Origin of the sequence: Microbacterium ureisolvens, from assembly GCF_019511645.1 — a bacterium.
GTDB classification, from domain to species: domain Bacteria; phylum Actinomycetota; class Actinomycetes; order Actinomycetales; family Microbacteriaceae; genus Microbacterium; species Microbacterium ureisolvens_A.
This window is the reverse complement of the sequence record NZ_JAEUAX010000009.1, coordinates 58,876-75,306: the sequence shown is the minus strand read 5'-3', so window position 1 is coordinate 75,306 and position 16,431 is coordinate 58,876. Positions and strand designations below refer to the sequence as shown.

Annotated in this window: 14 protein-coding genes; 8 read left to right on the top strand and 6 right to left on the bottom strand. The window is 70.9% G+C overall.

Annotated elements, in window-relative coordinates; genetic code table 11:
* Positions 1-16 precede the first annotated feature (16 nt).
* Genes JNB61_RS15235 through JNB61_RS15225 form a run of 3 tightly spaced genes read left to right on the top strand, consistent with a single transcriptional unit; the run spans position 17 to position 3,005 of the window.
* The gene (locus JNB61_RS15235) at positions 17-1,225 is read left to right on the top strand and encodes a Gfo/Idh/MocA family protein (RefSeq protein ID WP_220340151.1); all 1,209 of its coding nucleotides are present in this window, start codon (positions 17-19) and stop codon (positions 1,223-1,225) included.
* Positions 1,222-1,914 carry a ThuA domain-containing protein gene (locus JNB61_RS15230; RefSeq protein WP_220340150.1) on the top strand — a complete coding sequence of 231 codons (693 nt, stop codon included), beginning with the start codon at positions 1,222-1,224 and terminating at the stop codon, positions 1,912-1,914. Before JNB61_RS15235 ends, JNB61_RS15230 begins: the two co-directional genes overlap by 4 nt.
* Positions 1,911-3,005: a Gfo/Idh/MocA family protein gene (locus JNB61_RS15225; RefSeq protein WP_220292163.1), complete on the top strand. Its 1,095-nt coding sequence runs from the start codon at positions 1,911-1,913 to the stop codon at positions 3,003-3,005. Before JNB61_RS15230 ends, JNB61_RS15225 begins: the two co-directional genes overlap by 4 nt.
* Before the next feature lie 101 nt (positions 3,006-3,106).
* On the opposite strand, the gene JNB61_RS15220 is transcribed toward JNB61_RS15225, so the two are convergent.
* Genes JNB61_RS15220 through JNB61_RS15205 form a run of 4 tightly spaced genes read right to left on the bottom strand, consistent with a single transcriptional unit; the run spans position 3,107 to position 8,590 of the window.
* Entirely contained in the window at positions 3,107-5,404 is a 2,298-nt protein-coding gene (locus JNB61_RS15220; RefSeq protein WP_220340149.1) for a beta-xylosidase/alpha-l-arabinosidase, read from the bottom strand.
* Positions 5,401-6,270, bottom strand: a complete 870-nt coding sequence (locus tag JNB61_RS15215; protein ID WP_201448830.1) for a carbohydrate ABC transporter permease — start codon at positions 6,268-6,270, stop codon at positions 5,401-5,403. Before JNB61_RS15215 ends, JNB61_RS15220 begins: the two co-directional genes overlap by 4 nt.
* Complete coding sequence (locus JNB61_RS15210) at positions 6,267-7,292, bottom strand: carbohydrate ABC transporter permease (RefSeq protein WP_220292085.1); 1,026 nt, start codon at positions 7,290-7,292, stop codon at positions 6,267-6,269. Before JNB61_RS15210 ends, JNB61_RS15215 begins: the two co-directional genes overlap by 4 nt.
* Before the next feature lie 11 nt (positions 7,293-7,303).
* Positions 7,304-8,590, bottom strand: coding sequence for an ABC transporter substrate-binding protein (locus tag JNB61_RS15205; RefSeq protein ID WP_220292087.1), 1,287 nt, complete (start codon positions 8,588-8,590; stop codon positions 7,304-7,306).
* 172 nt (positions 8,591-8,762) lie between these two features.
* Here JNB61_RS15205 and JNB61_RS15200 point away from each other — a divergent pair, with 172 nt between their 5' ends.
* A complete protein-coding gene (locus JNB61_RS15200; RefSeq protein ID WP_220340148.1) occupies positions 8,763-9,758 on the top strand; it encodes a LacI family DNA-binding transcriptional regulator in 996 nt (331 codons plus the stop codon).
* A gap of 55 nt (positions 9,759-9,813) precedes the next feature.
* On the opposite strand, the gene JNB61_RS15195 is transcribed toward JNB61_RS15200, so the two are convergent.
* Both JNB61_RS15195 and JNB61_RS15190 read right to left on the bottom strand, forming a co-directional pair.
* On the bottom strand, positions 9,814-10,983 hold the full coding sequence (locus JNB61_RS15195; protein ID WP_220292091.1) for an ROK family transcriptional regulator: 1,170 nt from the start codon (positions 10,981-10,983) through the stop codon (positions 9,814-9,816).
* 84 nt (positions 10,984-11,067) lie between these two features.
* Positions 11,068-11,391, bottom strand: coding sequence for a hypothetical protein (locus tag JNB61_RS15190; protein WP_220340147.1), 324 nt, complete (start codon positions 11,389-11,391; stop codon positions 11,068-11,070).
* 319 nt (positions 11,392-11,710) lie between these two features.
* Here JNB61_RS15190 and xylA point away from each other — a divergent pair, with 319 nt between their 5' ends.
* The 4 genes from xylA to JNB61_RS15170 all read left to right on the top strand — a co-directional run bounded on the left by xylA (position 11,711) and on the right by JNB61_RS15170 (position 16,405).
* Positions 11,711-12,901 (top strand): xylose isomerase, encoded by a 1,191-nt coding sequence (xylA, locus tag JNB61_RS15185; RefSeq protein ID WP_220292101.1) that lies wholly within the window; start codon positions 11,711-11,713, stop codon positions 12,899-12,901.
* 163 nt (positions 12,902-13,064) lie between these two features.
* On the top strand, positions 13,065-14,369 hold the full coding sequence (gene xylB / locus JNB61_RS15180) for a xylulokinase (protein WP_220340146.1): 1,305 nt from the start codon (positions 13,065-13,067) through the stop codon (positions 14,367-14,369).
* A 94-nt stretch (positions 14,370-14,463) separates the two neighbouring features.
* Positions 14,464-14,835 carry a hypothetical protein gene (locus JNB61_RS15175; protein ID WP_220292105.1) on the top strand — a complete coding sequence of 124 codons (372 nt, stop codon included), beginning with the start codon at positions 14,464-14,466 and terminating at the stop codon, positions 14,833-14,835.
* On the top strand, positions 14,780-16,405 hold the full coding sequence (locus JNB61_RS15170; RefSeq protein ID WP_220340145.1) for a LuxR family transcriptional regulator: 1,626 nt from the start codon (positions 14,780-14,782) through the stop codon (positions 16,403-16,405). The genes JNB61_RS15175 and JNB61_RS15170 overlap by 56 nt, the downstream gene beginning before the upstream one ends.
* Positions 16,406-16,431: the final 26 nt, after the last annotated feature.

The window sequence follows — 16,431 nt, the reverse complement described above, 5'->3', positions numbered from 1 at the left end:
GGAAGGGACGACCACGATGACGACGACGACATCCCCGCTGCGCATCGCGCTGATCGGCACCGGCTTCATGGGCCGCATGCACACACAGGCCTGGCGCACGGCGCCGCACTTCTTCGACCTGCCGCTCGCGCCGGAGAACGTGCTGCTCGTCGGCCGCCGCGCCGATGCGACGGCCGAGGCCGCCGCCCGCTGGGAGTGGCCCGAGCACGGGGTCGACTGGCGAGAAGCCGTCGAGCGCGACGACATCGACGTGATCGACATCTGCACGCCCGGCGACACCCACGCCGAGATCGCGCTCGCAGCGCTCGCCGCCGGAAAGCACGTGCTGTGCGAGAAGCCGCTGGCCAACTCCGTCGCCGAAGCGCAGGAGATGACGGATGCCGCGGCCGCAGCATCCGTCCGGTCCGGTGCGGTGGCGATGTGCGGCTTCAGCTACCGCCGCACGCCGGCACTCGCGCTCGCCCGCCGGCTCATCGAAGAGGGGCGCATCGGCGAGATCCGGCACGTGCGCGCGCAGTACCTGCAGGACTGGCTGAGCGACCCGGACTCCCCGCACACGTGGCGCCTCGACCGCGACCGGGCGGGCTCGGGCGCCCTCGGCGATATCGGCGCCCACAGCATCGACACCGCACAGTGGCTCGCTGGCCAGCGCATCGATGCGGTGTCGGCCACCATCCGAACTTTCGTGGCCTCCCGGCCCCGCCGCGCGGCCGTGGAGGGACTCGGCGGAGTCGCCGCCGACACCTCCGACCGGCTTTCGGTGACCGTCGACGACGCCGCCGCCTTCACTGCGCGCTTCGACGGCGGTGCACTCGGCGTCTTCGAGGCGACCCGCATGGCGACCGGCCGGCGCAACGCCAACCGCATCGAGATCAACGGCGACCGCGGCGCCATCGCGTTCGACTTCGAGCGCATGAACGAGCTCGAGGTGTACGACGCACAAGCCGATGCCGCGCAGGGCTTCCGGCGCGTGCAGGTCACCGAGGCGCAGCATCCGTATGCCGGAGCATGGTGGCCCGCAGGACACGGACTCGGCTACGAGCACCTGTTCGCCCACCAGGCCGTCGACTTCGTGCGCGCGGTCGCCGGTGAGATCGCGGTGTCTCCGAGTTTCGCCGACGCGACGCAGGTGCAGCGCGTGCTCGCCGCGGTGGAGCAGAGCGCCGCTCACGACAGCATCCTCACGCCGGTGGCAGCCGGCACCGAAGAAGGGACCCCCGAATGACACGCACCGCCCTCGTCGTCCGCGGCGGATGGGACGGCCATCACCCGGTCGAGGCGACCGAGCTCTTCCTGCCGTTCCTCCGCTCCAGCGGCTTCGACGTCACCGTCGAGGAAGACCCGCAGGTGTACGCCGACGCCGACCGCATGGCCGGGGTCGACCTCGTGGTGCAGTCGGTGACGATGTCCGAGGCGTCGCAGGAGGCGATCCGCGGCCTCCGCGACGCGGTGGCCGCGGGCACCGGGCTCGCCGGGTGGCACGGGGGCATCGCGGATTCGTTCCGCGCGAGCTCCGACTATCTCCAGCTCGTGGGAGGACAGTTCGCCACCCACCCGTCGAAGCATCCCGACGAGGTGCACGGCGACCAGAGCGACAACTACCTGCGTTACACGGTCGAGATCTCCGAACTCGGCCGCAGCCACGACATCATGGCGGGCATCGACGACTTCGAGCTCACGACCGAGCAGTACTGGGTGCTGCACGACGACCTCAACGACGTGCTCGCGACCACCACGCACCCCGTGCAGCCGTATCACCCGTGGCACCGGCCGATCACGTCGCCGGCGGTGTGGACGCGCGACTGGGGACAGGGGCGCGTGTTCGTGTCGACGCCCGGACACAGCCTCGACGTGCTGCAGGACGACAACGTCCGCACGATCATCGAGCGAGGCATGCTGTGGGCAGCACGATGAGCCGCGGCACGGTGACCGATGTCGGGATCGTGGGGCTCGGCGTGATCTCGCGCCAGTACCTCGACACCCTGCTCCCGGCCTCGAGCGTGCGCATCGCCGCCGTCGCCGACCTCGACCCGGCACGCGCGGCCGCCGCGGCGGAGGGCATCCCCGGGTGCCGCGCGCTCACCACCGCCGAGCTGCTCGAGGATCGCAGCATCCGTACGGTCCTGAACCTCACGATCCCCGCCGCCCACGCCGAGGTCGCGCTCGCCGCCATCGCACACGGCAAGGACGTCTATGGAGAGAAGCCCCTCGCGGCGACCTTCGCGGACGCTCTGCGGATCACGGATGCCGCGACCGCCGCGGGCGTGCATGTCGGGGGTGCTCCCGACACGGTGCTCGGGACAGGCGTGCAGACCGCCCGCGCCGCGATCGACGACGGGCGGATCGGTCGCCCGGTGTCGGCGTCGGCGATGTGGATCTCGGCGGGCCATGAGTCGTGGCATCCGCAGCCTGACTTCTACTACCGCGAGGGCGGCGGCCCGCTGCTCGACATGGGGCCGTACTACGTCACGTCGCTCGTGCAGCTGCTCGGACCGGTGTCCGCGGTGTCGGGAGCGTCTTCGCGGTCGCGCGACGAGCGCGTGATCGGCTCGGGACCTCGGGCGGGGGAGGGCGTCCCGGTCGAGGTCGACACGCATCTCACCGGCATCCTGCACCACGCGTCGGGGGCGATCTCGACCGTCACGATGAGCTTCGACGGCGTCCGCTCGACGGCGGCGCCCATCGAGGTGCACGGCGTCGACGGGTCTCTCCTCGTGCCGGACCCGAACCACTTCGACGGCGACGTGCAGCTGCACACCCGCGACGCATCGTGGGAGACGCTCGAGCCCTCCGCCGGGTACGTCGACTCGGGACGCGGCATCGGGCTGCTGGACCTCGTCGCGGGCGGGAGTCGCGCCAGCGGGGCCATGGCCCTGCACGTGCTCGAGATCATGACCGCGCTCGCCGCATCGGCCGCGTCGGGGGTGCGTGAGTCGCTGACGACGACCGTCGAGCGTCCGTCGCTGGTCCCGCTCACCCCCGCCGAGCACTGGCGCAGGCTCTGAGAGAACCCGGCCGGCCGAGGCATCCGCCCCGTCCTGCCGACACGAAGAAGGGCCCCGAGTGCGTTGCGCACTCGGGGCCCTTCGTCTTGCGGGGGTCGGTCTCACCGAGGGTCGGGAACCAGGGCCGACACGGTGGCCGTCGCCGTGCGGGGGGCGTCGGCCGTGATCGGGTGCACGGCTCCGACGAGCTCGATCCGGGTCTCGGTGTCGCGCTCGGCGCACGATCCGCCGACCCACAGCTCCACCGCACCGGGCTCGACGATGCGATGACCGTCGCGTCCGGTGAAGGCGAGCCGCGACGTGGGCACCGAGAACGCGACGGTCGCCGACTCTCCCGGTTCCAGTGTGACGCGGTGATAGGCGAGCAGCTGCGCGACGGGGCGGGTGACCGAGCCCACGATGTCCCTGGCGTAGAGCTGCACGACATCGGTGCCCGTGCGGTCGCCCACGTTCGACAGACGCACCTGCGCCGTGATGGCGCCGTCCGTCGCGGCATCCGACGCCGTGAGATCCTCTCGGGCGAACGCGGTGTACGTCAGCCCGAACCCGAAGGGCCGTGCCGGAGTGTTGTCGGCGCTCGTGATCTCGGTCGGCCCGCCGAGGACCGGATGCAGGTACGTGTACGGCTGCGAGCCCGCCGACCGGGGAAGCGAGACCGGCAGCCGGCCCGACGGCTCGGCCGCGCCCGACACGATGCGGGCGATCGCGGCTCCGCCCTCCTCGCCGGGGAAGAAGGCCTGCAGCACCGCGGAGGCCGGGGTGGCGCCGTCCAGCATCCAGCCGATCGCGTACGGGCGCCCCGAGACGACGACCACGACGGTCGGGGTGCCGGTGGCGACCACGGCCTCGACGAGCGTGCGCTGCACACCGGGCAGCTCCAGGTCGTCCACGTCGTTGCCCTCGCCGACGGTTCCGCGTCCGAACAGGCCGGCGCGGTCACCCACGACCACGATCGCGACCTCGGCATCGGCCGCCGCGCGGGCGGCGTCCGCGATGCCGTGCTCGTCGTCGCCTTCGACATCACAGCCCCGCTCGAGCACGATGTCGGCGCCGGGGAACTCCACGCGCAGAGCTTCGGCGACCGTGGGGATCTCGAAGCCCAGCGGCGTGCCGGGATGGTGCGCCAGCACATGGTTGGCGAACGAGTAGCAGCCCATCAGCGATTCCGCGGCGTCGGCGTTCGGGCCGATGAGCGCGATCGTGCGAGGCGCCGCGAGCGGGAGCACGCCGTCGTTGCGGAGGAGCACGACCGATTCCTCGGCCGTGCGCCGGGCGATACCGCGAAGCTCCGGGCTGTCGAGGTCGACCTGCGTCGGCGGGGAAGAGAAGTCCTCGTCGAGCAGACCGAGCTCCTCCTTCTGCGAGAGCACACGCAGCACGGCGCGGTCCACGTCGGCGCGCGCCTGGGCGTCCGAGTCCAGCAGTGCGCGCAGGGGCTCGACGAACGCGTCGCCCGTGGGCAGCTCCACGTCGATCCCCGCGCGCAGTGCGAGCAGCGCGGCCTCGCCGAGGTCTGCCGCGACCCCGTGCAGGGCGTGGAGGAAGGCGACGGAGAAGTAGTCGGCGACGACCGTGCCGTCGAATCCCCACTCGTCGCGCAGGAGGGCGGTGAGCAGCTCGGGGTTCGAGGCGACCGGAACGCCGTCGATCTCCGCGTAGGAGTTCATCACCGCGCGAACCCCACCGTCGCGCACGGCCATTTCGAACGGCGGGAGCACGGTGTCCTGCAGTCGCCGGCGGCCCATGTGCACGGGGGCGTGGTTGCGACCCGCCTGCGACGCGGAGTACCCCGCGAAGTGCTTCAGGGTGGCGTGGACGCCGGCCGACTGCAGTCCCTTGACGTACGCCGTGCCGATCGTGCCGACCACGTACGGGTCCTCCGAGATGCACTCGTCCACACGGCCCCATCGGGGGTCCATGATCACGTCGAGCACCGGAGCGAGCCCCTGATGGATCCCGAGCGCGGCCATGGAGCGGCCGATCGCCGCGCCGAGCTCCTCGGTGAGCTCCGGATCGAAGGCGGCGCCCCAGGCCAGCGGCGTGGGGAAGGTCGCGGCCTTCCACGCGGCGAGCCCGGTGAGGCATTCTTCGTGCACGATCGCGGGGATCCCCAGGCGCGTCTGCTCCCGGAGGCGACGCTGCTCCGCCCAGAGCCACTCGGCCCGGGCGACCGGGTCTACGGGGCGTGTGCCGTAGACCCGGGTGAGGTGTCCGATGCCGTTCACCGTGGCGTCCTCGTACCGCGTCGACGTCACCATCTCGCCGGCCATCGGCGCGACGACCTCGTTCCCCTGGTCGACCCAGTAGCCGACGAGCTGTGCGAGCTTCTCGTCGACGGTCATCCGTGCGTGCAGCGCGAGGACGCGCTCCGAGACGGCGCGCAGTTCGTTGTCCGTCATCCCTTGACCGCTCCCGTCAGCCCGCCGACGATCCGTCGCTCGAAGAGGCTGAAGAACGCCAGCGCGGGGATCATCGACAGCGACGTGAAGGCGAGCACCTTCGCCGTGTCGACGGAGTACTGCGAGGAGAACGCCTGCACGCCGAGGGGGAGCGTGAAGTTCGCGTTGTCGTTGAGCAGGAACAGCGGCAGCAGGTAGCTGTTCCAGCTTCCGATGAAGGCGAGGATGCCGACCGTGATGACTCCCGGCACGGCCAGGGGGAGCACCATGCGCCAGAAGAAGCCCAGGCGGCTGCAGCCGTCGATGAACGCCGCCTCCTCGATCTCGTCGGGGATGGCGCGGAGGAACGGCACGAGGATGATGATCGTCGTCGGCAGGGCGAAGGCGATCTGGGGCAGGATGACGCCCGCGAGCGAGTTGATGAGCCCGAGGTCGCGCACGACGATGTACAGCGGCGTGATGGCGACGGTGATCGGGAACATGAGCCCCGCCGCGAACAGCGCGTACAGCGCGCCCCTACCGCGGAAGCGGTAGCGCGCGAGCACGTAGCTCGCCATCAGGCCGAGCGCGATGACGCCGGCGGTCGTCGCGATCCCGACGATGGTGGAGTTGAGCACGAGCTGCCAGAAGACGCCCCCCGTGAGGACCTCGAGGTAGTTCGTGAAGACCCACGGGTCCGGGAGGCCTCCGGGGTCGGTCGTGATCTGGGCGTTCGAGCGGAACCCGCCGAGGATGATGTACAGGACCGGCGCGATCATCAGCCCGATCACGAGGAGCGCGACGAACCACACGGCCGGCGTGGCGCGCCGCATGCGCTGACGGCGGGGCGGCGGCAGCTCGATCGTCGCCAGTGTGGCGGTGGTCATTCTGCGTTCCTTTCGGTGAGCGCGCCCGCGGTGTCGCGGCGCAGCACGAAGCGCTGATAGATGAGGGCGACGACGAGGGAGATCAGGAAGATCACGACCGCGACCGCGCTGCCGTAGCCGAAGTTGCCGGCGTTGCGGCCGTTGGCCACCATGTACGTCGCCATCGTGGAGGTGCCCGCCACGGGAGCGACGTACTGGCCCCAGATGATGTACACGAGGTCGAAGAGTTGGAGCGATCCGATGATCGACAGGAAGGCCCAGATGCGCAGGGTCGGCCCGAGCAGCGGGATCGTGATGCGCCGCTGGATCTGCCAGTACGTGGCGCCGTCGATCGCAGCCGCCTCGTAGAGCTCGTCGGGGATGCTCTGAAGGCCCGCGAGGAAGAGGATGACGGCGAAGCCGACGTACTTCCAGGTGATGATCGCCACGAGCGTCCAGATGGCGATGCTCGGATCGGCGAGCCAGTCGTGGACGAGCGCGTCGAGGCCCCACTTCTCCAGCACGCCGTTGAGGCCGCCTTCGGTCGCCAGCAGCAGGCTGAACCCGGTGCCCACGACGACCTCGGCGATCACGTAGGGCACGAAGATGAGCACGCGGATGACGGACTGCCCGCGCATCTTGCGGTTGAGCAGGAGCGCCAGCAGCAGGGCGATCGGCCCCTGGATGAGGATCGACGTGACGACGATGAACGCGTTGTGGCCGAGGGCTTCCTGGAAGTCGGGGTCGGTCAGGATCGTGACGTAGTTCTTCAGGCCGATGAAGTCCGTGGCCGGCCCGTAGCCGTGCCAGTCGAAGAAGCCGTAGTACGCCGCCATGATCACGGGGAAGATGACGAAGCCGACGAAGAAGATGATCGCCGGCCCGGCCAGGATCGCTATCTCCAGACGGCCCGACCAGCCGATTCCTCGAGATCGGCGGCGCGGCGATGCCGAGGGCGGCGGTGTGACGCCGCCGCCCCCGGTACGCTGCGCGAGATCCGTCTCCGGGCGATCGTCCGTCTTCGGGGTCTCGCTTGTACGCATGGGAAGTCTTCCTAGCCCTTCGCCCCGGCCTTGTTGGCCTCGTCGATCATCTGCTGGGGCGTGCTCTGCCCGGCGAGCATCGAGACGACGGCCACATTGAGCGCGTTGCCGACGTTCTGGCCGAGCACCGTGTCGAGCCACTGCGAGACGAACGGAGCCGCGTTGAAGGCCTCGAGGATCTGCTTCAGGTAGGGCTCGGTGACCGCCTCCTGCGCGACCTGGTTCACCGGCGGCGAGTTGTACGCCTTGTAGTACGCCGTCTGCTGGGCGTCCGATGCCACGAAGTTGAGGAAGTCGACGCACTCCTTCGGCGCCTGCGCCGCGCACGAGTAGCCGTCGACGCCGCCCATGATCGAGCCGGGCTCGCCCTCGCCGCCCGGAACCTCGGGGAACGGGTACCACGCGAGGTCGGGGAGCGGCTTCTCATCGGGCGTCAGGGACGCGATGACACCCGGGTCCCACGCACCCATGAGCTCGCCGGCCGCCTTGTGGTTGGCCACGAGACCGGCCGAGCTTCCCGCGCCCTGCTGTGCAGGGGTCGTGAGGAAGCCTTCGTTGAACGGCTCCGTCGCAGCGAAGTCGTTGAGATCCTCAGCCGCCTTGAGCCAGCACGGGTCGCTGAAGTCCTTGGAGTCGCCCGTCTCCTCCATCGTCGCCGGAGAGCACTCGCGCAGGGCGAACCAGTAGAACCAGTGCGCCGCGGGCCACGCGTCCTTCGCGCCGAGCGCAAGCGGGGCGACGCCGGTCGCCTTGAGCTTGTCGTTGGCCTCGACGAGCTCGTCGATCGTGGTGGGCGTCTCGGTGATGCCGGCCGCGTTGTACAGATCCTGGCTGTAGAAGATGCCGCCGGGCAGGATCGACAGAGGCATGGCCCATACCTTGTCCTGGTAGCTCACGGACTTGAAGGCGCCCTCGGAGATGTTCTCCTCGGCCTCTCCCGTGACCTGTCCGGTGAGGTCCTTGAGCTGACCGGCCTGGACCATCGCCGCCATCTTGCCGCCGCCGCGCTGGAGGAAGATGTCCGGCGGGTCGCCCGCGTTGAGCGACGTCTGCAGCTTGCCGTCCAGGTCCTCGTTCTGGATCGACTGCATCTTGATCGTCACGTTCGGGTTCTCGTCCTCGAAGGCCGCGATCGCGTCCTTCCAGAACTGCTGGCCGGGGCCGGTCGTCGAGTTCTGCCACAGCGTCATCTCGACGTTGCCGTCTCCGCTCTCGGATCCGCCGGCACTGCAGCCGGCGAGCGCGAGCGCGCCGATGACCAGTGCTGCGGAACCCGCGAGGATTCTCTTGCCCATCATGTGATTCCCGTCTCTTCTTCGAGGGCACCTCTGCTGCGAGGTGCTGATGGTCGACGCGATCGGGTCGCGCGCCGCCCGGCGTGCAGACCGGGCGAGAAAAAGTCTGCGTTGACAACAAAAGGGTTGTCAAACGTTTTCAATAACGGTTTCGAAGCCGTTATGATTCCGAAACATGAACCGTCGTCCCACCATCACCGACGTCGCCGCAGCCGCAGGCGTGTCGGTCGCGACCGTCTCGAAGGCGGTGAACGGGCGCTATGGCGTGGCCAGCGAAACGGTGGATCGGGTCCTCGCTGTCGTGGCCGAGCTCGGTTACGAGTCGAGCCTCATCGCCAGCAGCATGCGATCGCGCAAGACCGGAGTCATCGGGGTCCTGGTCGCCGACTTCGAGCCTTTCAGCGCCGAGATCCTCAAGGGCGTCGGAGAAGCGCTGCGCGACTCCCGGTATGACCTGCTCGCGTACTCCGGATCGCATGGCGCAGCGGAGGGATGGGAGCGGCGTTCGCTTTCACGGCTCAGCGGCACGCTCATCGACGGCGCCATCATGGTCACCCCTACGGTGGTGAACGTCGGGGCCGAGGTGCCGGTCGTCGCCATCGATCCGCACACAGGTCCTGCGGATCGGCCGATCGTGGAGTGCGACAGCTTCGGAGGCGCGCTGCAGGCCACGCGATATCTCATCGAGCTCGGCCACTCGCGCATCGGCTTCATCGCCGGTCGCCGGGATCTGCGCTCGTCGATCGCGCGCGACGCGGGCTACCGACGAGCGTTGGCCGATGCGGGCATCCCGCTCGACCCGGCGCTCGTGGGCTCGGGAAGCTACCAGCAGGACGCCGTCCGCGTGGCCGCACTCGAGATGCTCCGCCGCCCCGACCGACCGACCGCGATCTTCGCCGCCAACGACACCTCCGGCCTCGAGATCGTCAAGGTCGCCTCCGAGCTCGGCATCGATGTTCCGCGCGAGCTGTCGGTCATCGGATTCGACGACGTGCCGGAGGCGTCCAAGGCGACGCCGGCGCTCTCGACGGTGCGCCAGCCGATGCAGGTGCTCGGGGCCGAGGCGGTCGGGATGCTCATGGGGCTCATGGAGGGGAAGGCGCCCGCCGTCACCCACGTGAAGCTGCCCACGCGCCTGGTGCCGCGGGACACCACCGCGCCGCCGCCGTGAGGTCGGCTCCGAGCGGCGCACCGGCCAGGTCGGCTCGGAGCGGCGCCGCGTGAGGTCAGCTCCGAGCGGCGCCGCCAGGGTCCCGGAGCAGCTCGGCGAAGGCGGCCTCGGCGGCCCCGATGAGCAGGCGGTCCTCAGCCAGCGAGGCGACACGGATGAGGAGCTCTTCGCTGGTGGCCGACATGGTCTGCTCCTGCACCATGGCCCCGAGTCCCGGCACATCGACGGCGGCGATGGTCGCGAGGAAACCGCCGAGCACGACGATGGAGGGGTTGAGCGCGTTGACGGCGTTGGCGAGCGCCGTGGAGAGGATGCGGCGCTGCCGTGCGACCTCCTCGGCGGCGGTGGGGCCGGCTGCGGCCACAGCCGCCGCCAGCGCGGGTTCGTCGGCGGAGTGCAGTCCCACCGCGGCGAGCAGGCGAGCCCTGCTGACTTCGTCCTCGAGCACGCCGTCATCGGCGCGACGGTCGGCCGCCGACGCGATGCCGGGCCGATTCTGCCCGAACTCGCCCGTGTAGCCGCCGGCGCCGAGCAGCGGCTGCCCGTGCACGATGAGACCGCCGCCGATGCCGCTCGCACCGCCGTTGAGGTAGACCACGTCATCGAACCCGGCGGCGGCGCCGAAGAGGTGCTCGGCGATGGCGCCCAGGGTCGCGTCGTTGCCGGCGACGGTCGGCAGGCCGGTGGCATCGGCGACGAGGTCGCGCACGGGGGCGTCGGCCCAGCGCAGGTGCGGGGCGTTGCGGACCAGTCCGTCGGCCGCCCTGACGAGTCCCGGCACGGCGAGTCCGACGCCGACGATCCGCGCGCCCGCGAGATCCCCCGTTCGCCAGGCCTCGATGCGCTCGGCGATGAGGCGGGCCGTCTCATCCGGTGACAGCAGGTGGTCGAGTTCGATGCGCTCGCGGACCGGGATGCCGCGGTCCAGCCCCACGGCGGCGATCGTGAGGGCGTCGACCTCCGGGTTGGCGGCGATCGCCATCACGCGCGCGTCGGCGACGACCACGGGGGAGGGGCGTCCGACGCGACGAGACGGATCGGGTGCGCGCTCCACGACAAGGCCTTCGCGCACCAGCTCGCCCACGAGATCGGCGATCGTCGACCGATTGAGTCCGGTGGCCTCGGTGAGTCGAGCTCGGGAGAGCGGGCCCTCGAGGTGTACGAGGCGCAGCAGTCGGGCCAGGTTGCGCTGACGCACACCCTCGGCTGCCGACGGATCGCTCACCGTCTCACTGTAGGGGGCGGCGGGGCGGCGACCGGGATTTGCTGCGCGAAGATCCAAACCGATGGCATCGCGCGATGCCGAGGATCAGGCGATCGGGCGCTCAGTGTCGGCGGGGGTGATCGCGTCGACGGCGACAGCGAAATCGAGCGTCTGCAGCGCTTCCACGGCCCGGTCGTAACGAGGACCGGCGAGGACGACGAACACAGCCCCGACCACGTCGATGAAGCCGACGGTCACCCCTGAGGCGCGGACCTCGTACCGATCGATGTCGATGCGCTCCCACCGGACGGTCGAGTCATCGGGCGCCGGTGGCTGCGGCCGTCTTGGCGGCAGTTCGTGCAGTCCCGGTACGGCGCGTGAGCGCAGGGCACCTCGCCTTGCCGGTGAGGACGGTCTCTCGAGCACCATTGGGGAGACTCCTCTCGTCGTGCCCCGATCCTCCGCCTGGCGGGCGGCTCCCGCACAGGGGTTGACGCAGGTGGGAAAGGCCGACTAAAGGCTGACGCCGACGTCGATGCGAAGCGGATCGCGTTCCCGAGATCATTGTCCGTCCTGCCTGCCACCCGTCGTGTTAATGCCCGGTGAACTTCCTGTCACAACCGGACACCGCCTGCCGCGTGAGCGCCGCCCGGTGGACCGCCCCGTCGGAGCCGCGCTGACTGCGGGTGGACGCCGCACCCGTTCTGGTATAGGTTGTCGTCAGCAACATTTACCGCGAAGGAGCGTCATGCCCACCCCCACCCGCGCCGACAAGTTCTCGTTCGGCCTCTGGACCATCGGCTACAACGGCACCGACCCCTTCGGCGGGCCGACCCGCAACCACCTCGATGTCGTGCACGCGGTCGAGAAGCTCGCCGAACTCGGCGCCTACGGCCTCACCTTCCACGACGACGACCTGTTCGCCTTCGGGTCGACGGATGCCGAGCGCCAGACGCAGATCGACCGCCTGAAGGGCGCACTCGACGACACCGGCCTCATCATCCCGATGGTGACCACCAACCTCTTCTCGGCGCCGGTCTTCAAGGACGGCGGCTTCACGTCGAACGACCGCCAGGTGCGCCGCTTCGCGCTGCGCAAGGTCTTCCGCCAGCTCGACCTCGGTGCCGAGCTCGGCGCGAAGACCTTCGTCATGTGGGGTGGTCGCGAGGGCGCCGAGTACGACTCGGCCAAGGACATCCGCGCCGCCCTCGAGCGCTACCGCGAGGCCGTCAACCTCCTCGGCGACTACGTCACAGACAAGGGCTACGACATCCGCTTCGCCATCGAGCCGAAGCCGAACGAGCCCCGCGGCGACATCCTGCTGCCCACCCTGGGCCACGCGATCGCGTTCATCGACTCGCTGGAGCGCCCCGAGCTCGTCGGCCTCAATCCCGAGGTCGGCCACGAGCAGATGGCGGGCCTGAACTTCGCCGCCGGCATCGCCCAGGCGCTGTACCACGGCAAGCTCTTCCATATCGACCTCAACGGCCAGCGCGGCATCAAGTACGACCAGGACCTCGTCTTCGGCCACGGCGACCTGCACAACGCGTTCGCGCTCGTCGACCTGCTCGAGAACGGCGGCCCCGGCGGCGTGCCCGCGTACGACGGCCCGCGTCACTTCGACTACAAGCCCTCGCGCACCGAGGACGAGACGGGCGTCTGGGACTCGGCCGCCGCGAACATGCGCACCTACCTGCTGCTCAAGGAGCGCGCCGCGGCCTTCCGCGCCGACCCCGAGGTGCAGGAGGCGCTCGCCGCCGCGAAGGTCGACGAGCTGTCGGTGCCGACGCTCAACGAGGGCGAGTCGTACGACGACTTCCTCGCCGACCGCTCGGCGTACGAGGACTTCGACGCCTCGGCCTACCTGGGTGGCAAGGGCTTCGGCTTCGTCCGCCTGCAGCAGCTCGCGACCGAGCACCTGCTCGGCGCCCGCGGCTGACCTGATCCGAGAGGGCGGCGGCCGACCGAAGAGGTCGGCCGCCGCATCCGTTTCCTCCCGTTCTCAGCGCGGCGTGTCCCACTTTGCGCTGTAGGGGGTCCTCCAGGGGCGGAAACCAGGACACCAAGAGCATTGATCGGGACATGAAGGAAGGTTGCAAGCAATGACGCTCGTCATGGGGGTCGACTCGTCGACGCAGTCGTGCAAGGTCGTGATCACGGATGCCGCCACCGGCGCGGTCGTGCGCCAGGGGCGCGCGTCGCACCCCGACGGCACCTCCGTCGACCCCGAAGCCTGGTGGACCGCGCTGCAGGCCGCGATCGCCGACGCCGGCGGGATCGACGACGTCGACGCCTGGGCGATCGGCGGGCAGCAGCACGGCATGGTCGCGCTCGACGCCGACGGCCGGGTCGTCCGCGACGCCCTCCTGTGGAACGACACCCGCTCGGCGCGGGCCGCGGCCGACCTCACCGCCGAGTTCGGCGCCGACGAGCTCGCGCGGCGGACGGGCCTGGTGCCCGTGGCATCCTTCACCATCACCAAGCTCCGCTGGCTGCGCGACGCCGAGCCCGACAACGCCGCGCGCGTCGCCGCCGTCGCCCTGCCGCACGACTGGCTGACGTGGCGGCTGCGGGGCTTCGGGCCGGCGGGCGAGTCGCCTCGGGGGCCCGTGCTCGACGAGCTCGTCACCGACCGCTCCGACGCCTCGGGCACGGGGTACTGGAACCCCGCCACCGGCGGCTACGACCGCGACCTCCTCGTCGCCGCCCTCGGCCACGACGCCGTACTGCCGCGCGTGCTCGGACCCGAGGAGTGGGTGACGGATGCCGACGGCCGACGCGTCGGCGGCGGCGCCGGCGACAACGCGGGCGCGGCCCTGGGACTGGGCGCCGGACCGGGCGACGTGGTCGTCTCGATCGGCACGAGCGGCACCGTCTTCGCCGTGAGCGAGGAGCGCACCATCGACCCCACCGGCACGGTCGCGGGCTTCGCCGACTGCACGGGACGCTTCCTGCCGCTCGTCGCGACGCTCAACGCCGCCCGCGTGCTCGACGCCATCGGGCGCGTGCTCGGGGTCGATCACGCCGAGCTTTCGCGACTGGCGCTCGCCGCCGCTCCCGGCGCCGCGGGTCTCACCCTCGTGCCGTACTTCGAGGGCGAGCGCACGCCGAACCTGCCCGACGCCACGGCATCCCTCACCGGCATGACCCTCGCCTCCACGACGCGCGAGAACCTCGCGCGCGCGGCGGTCGAGGGCATGCTCTCCGGCCTCGCGGCCGGGCTCGAGGCGCTGCGCGGGCTGGGCGTGCCGCTCGAGCGGGCGCTGCTCGTCGGCGGCGGCGCGCAGTCCGAGGCGGTGCGCCGGATCGCTCCGCTCGTGCTGGGCCTGCCGGTGGAGGTGCCCGAGCCGGGCGAGTACGTCGCACTCGGCGCCGCGCGGCAGGCAGCATCCGTTCTGTCCGCCTGAACGCGGCCCCGCACGGGGCGAATCATGCAGCCCCCGGCGGAAATGGGTATAACTGCGGATGTATCGCGGGTGGCAGCATCCGTATCTTCCCTGTATGGACGCTGCGACGCTCGCCGGTACGGTCTCGACCGTGCTATTCGCCGCGGCCAACCTGCCGATGGTGGTCAAGGCCGTCCGCTCCGGCGACCTGCGCTCCTACAGCCTCAGCGCCCTCGTGATGGGCAACGTCGGCAACGCCGTGTACACGCTCTACGTGCTGAGCCTGCCGTTCGGGCCGATCTGGATCCTGCACGGCTTCTACCTCACGACGATGGCGATCATGCTCGTGCTCTACGGGCTCTCGGCGCGGGCGCGGCGGGTCCGCGGGGCGACACCCGGACACGGGCCGGCGACGGCGGTACCATTCCCGCATGGCGGACACGGTCGCCGAACTCGAGCGCGCTCGGTCGGCTTTCCGGTCCGGTGACTGGGAGAAGGCGCGGGAGGCGTTCGAGGGGGCCCGCCGCGACGGTGCGGCCACCGGCGCGGACCTGCGCGCCCTCGCGTCGTGCGAGTGGTGGCTGGGCCGTCAGGAGGCATGTCTGGCACACCTGGACTCGGCCTTCCGGATGCTCTCCGAAGACGGGGACGACATGGGCGCCGCCGAGGCCGCGATGGTGCTCTCGCTGGTGCTGCTCACCCGCGGCCGGCTCACCGTCGGGCGCGCCTGGCACCGGCGCGCGCGCCGGATCCTCGCGGATCTGCCCGAGGGGAGGGGCCACGCCTACGACGTCTATGTCGCGGCGTCCATGGACCTCGACGACACCGGAGCGCTGTGGCCGGCCGAGAGCGTGTCACGGATGCAGGAGCTGGCGGCCGCGCTCCGCCAGCCGGCGGTCTCGGCACTGAGCGCCGTCGTGGCCGGGATGGCCGCGATCCGGGCGGGGCGCACCGCGGAAGGGTTCGCTCAGCTCGACGAGGCGATGCTGTGCGTCGTGTCGGACGAGCTCGAGGCGGAGTGGGCCGGCGACGTGCTGTGCACCACGATCGCCGTGTGCCACGAGCTTGCGGACTTCCGCCGGATGGCGGACTGGACCCGCGCCACCGAAGCATGGTGCGCGTCGCGCGGTGCGGACGTCGTCTACGCCGGCGTGTGCCGCGTGCACCGGCTCGAACTGCAGTCCGCCAGCGGGGACTGGGATGCTGCGGAGGCGGCGCTGCAGCGCGCGTGCGAGGATCTCGGCTCTGATCATCCCTGGATCGCGGGCGAGGGATGGAACCAGCTGGGCGAGATCCGGCGCCTGCGAGGCGACCCTGCCGGAGCGCGCGAGGCGTATCGCCGCGCGAGCGAGGCGGGGATCGACCCGGCGCCGGGCGAGGCGCTGCTGGTGCTCACGGAGGGCGACACCGGGCGCGCCGCGGCGATGATCGCCGCTGCGCTCGACCGCCGCGATCGCATGGGCCGCGCGCGACTGCTGCGTCCCGGGATCGAGATCGCCCTCGCGGACGGCCGCCCGCGCGAGGCCGAACACCTGCTCGACGAGCTGGAGGACGACGCGCGGGCCTACGGTAGCGACGGATTCCGTGCGTGGGCGGCGCACGCGCGCGGTATGCTCCTCATCCACGCCGGCGATGCCGCGGGTGCGATCGGTCGGCTGCACGCTGCCCTCGACCTGTTCCGCCGCCTCGGGCAGCCCTGGGAGCAGGCGAACGTGCTGAGCTGGCTCGCCACCGCGCAGGAGCTCCGCGCGGAGCCGGCCCTCGCCGCGCAGCTGCGGGAGCAGGCGGGCGTGATCTTCGAGCGGCTCGGTGCGCTGCCGGTCGTCGTCGGGTTCGCGGCGGCGGCCGGTGACGGCGGGCCGCTGACGGCCAGGGAACGCGAGATCGTCGAACTCGTCGCACACGGCAAGGCGAACAGGCAGATCGCCGACGAGCTCTTCATCAGCGAGAAGACCGTGAGCCGGCACCTCGCGAACGTCTACCTCAAGCTCGACGTCGCCTCGCGCACCGCGGCCGCCGCGTGGTGGCACGAGCATTCCGGGAAGCGCACGCGGTGACCGGCGCCGCGCGTGGCCCTGCATCG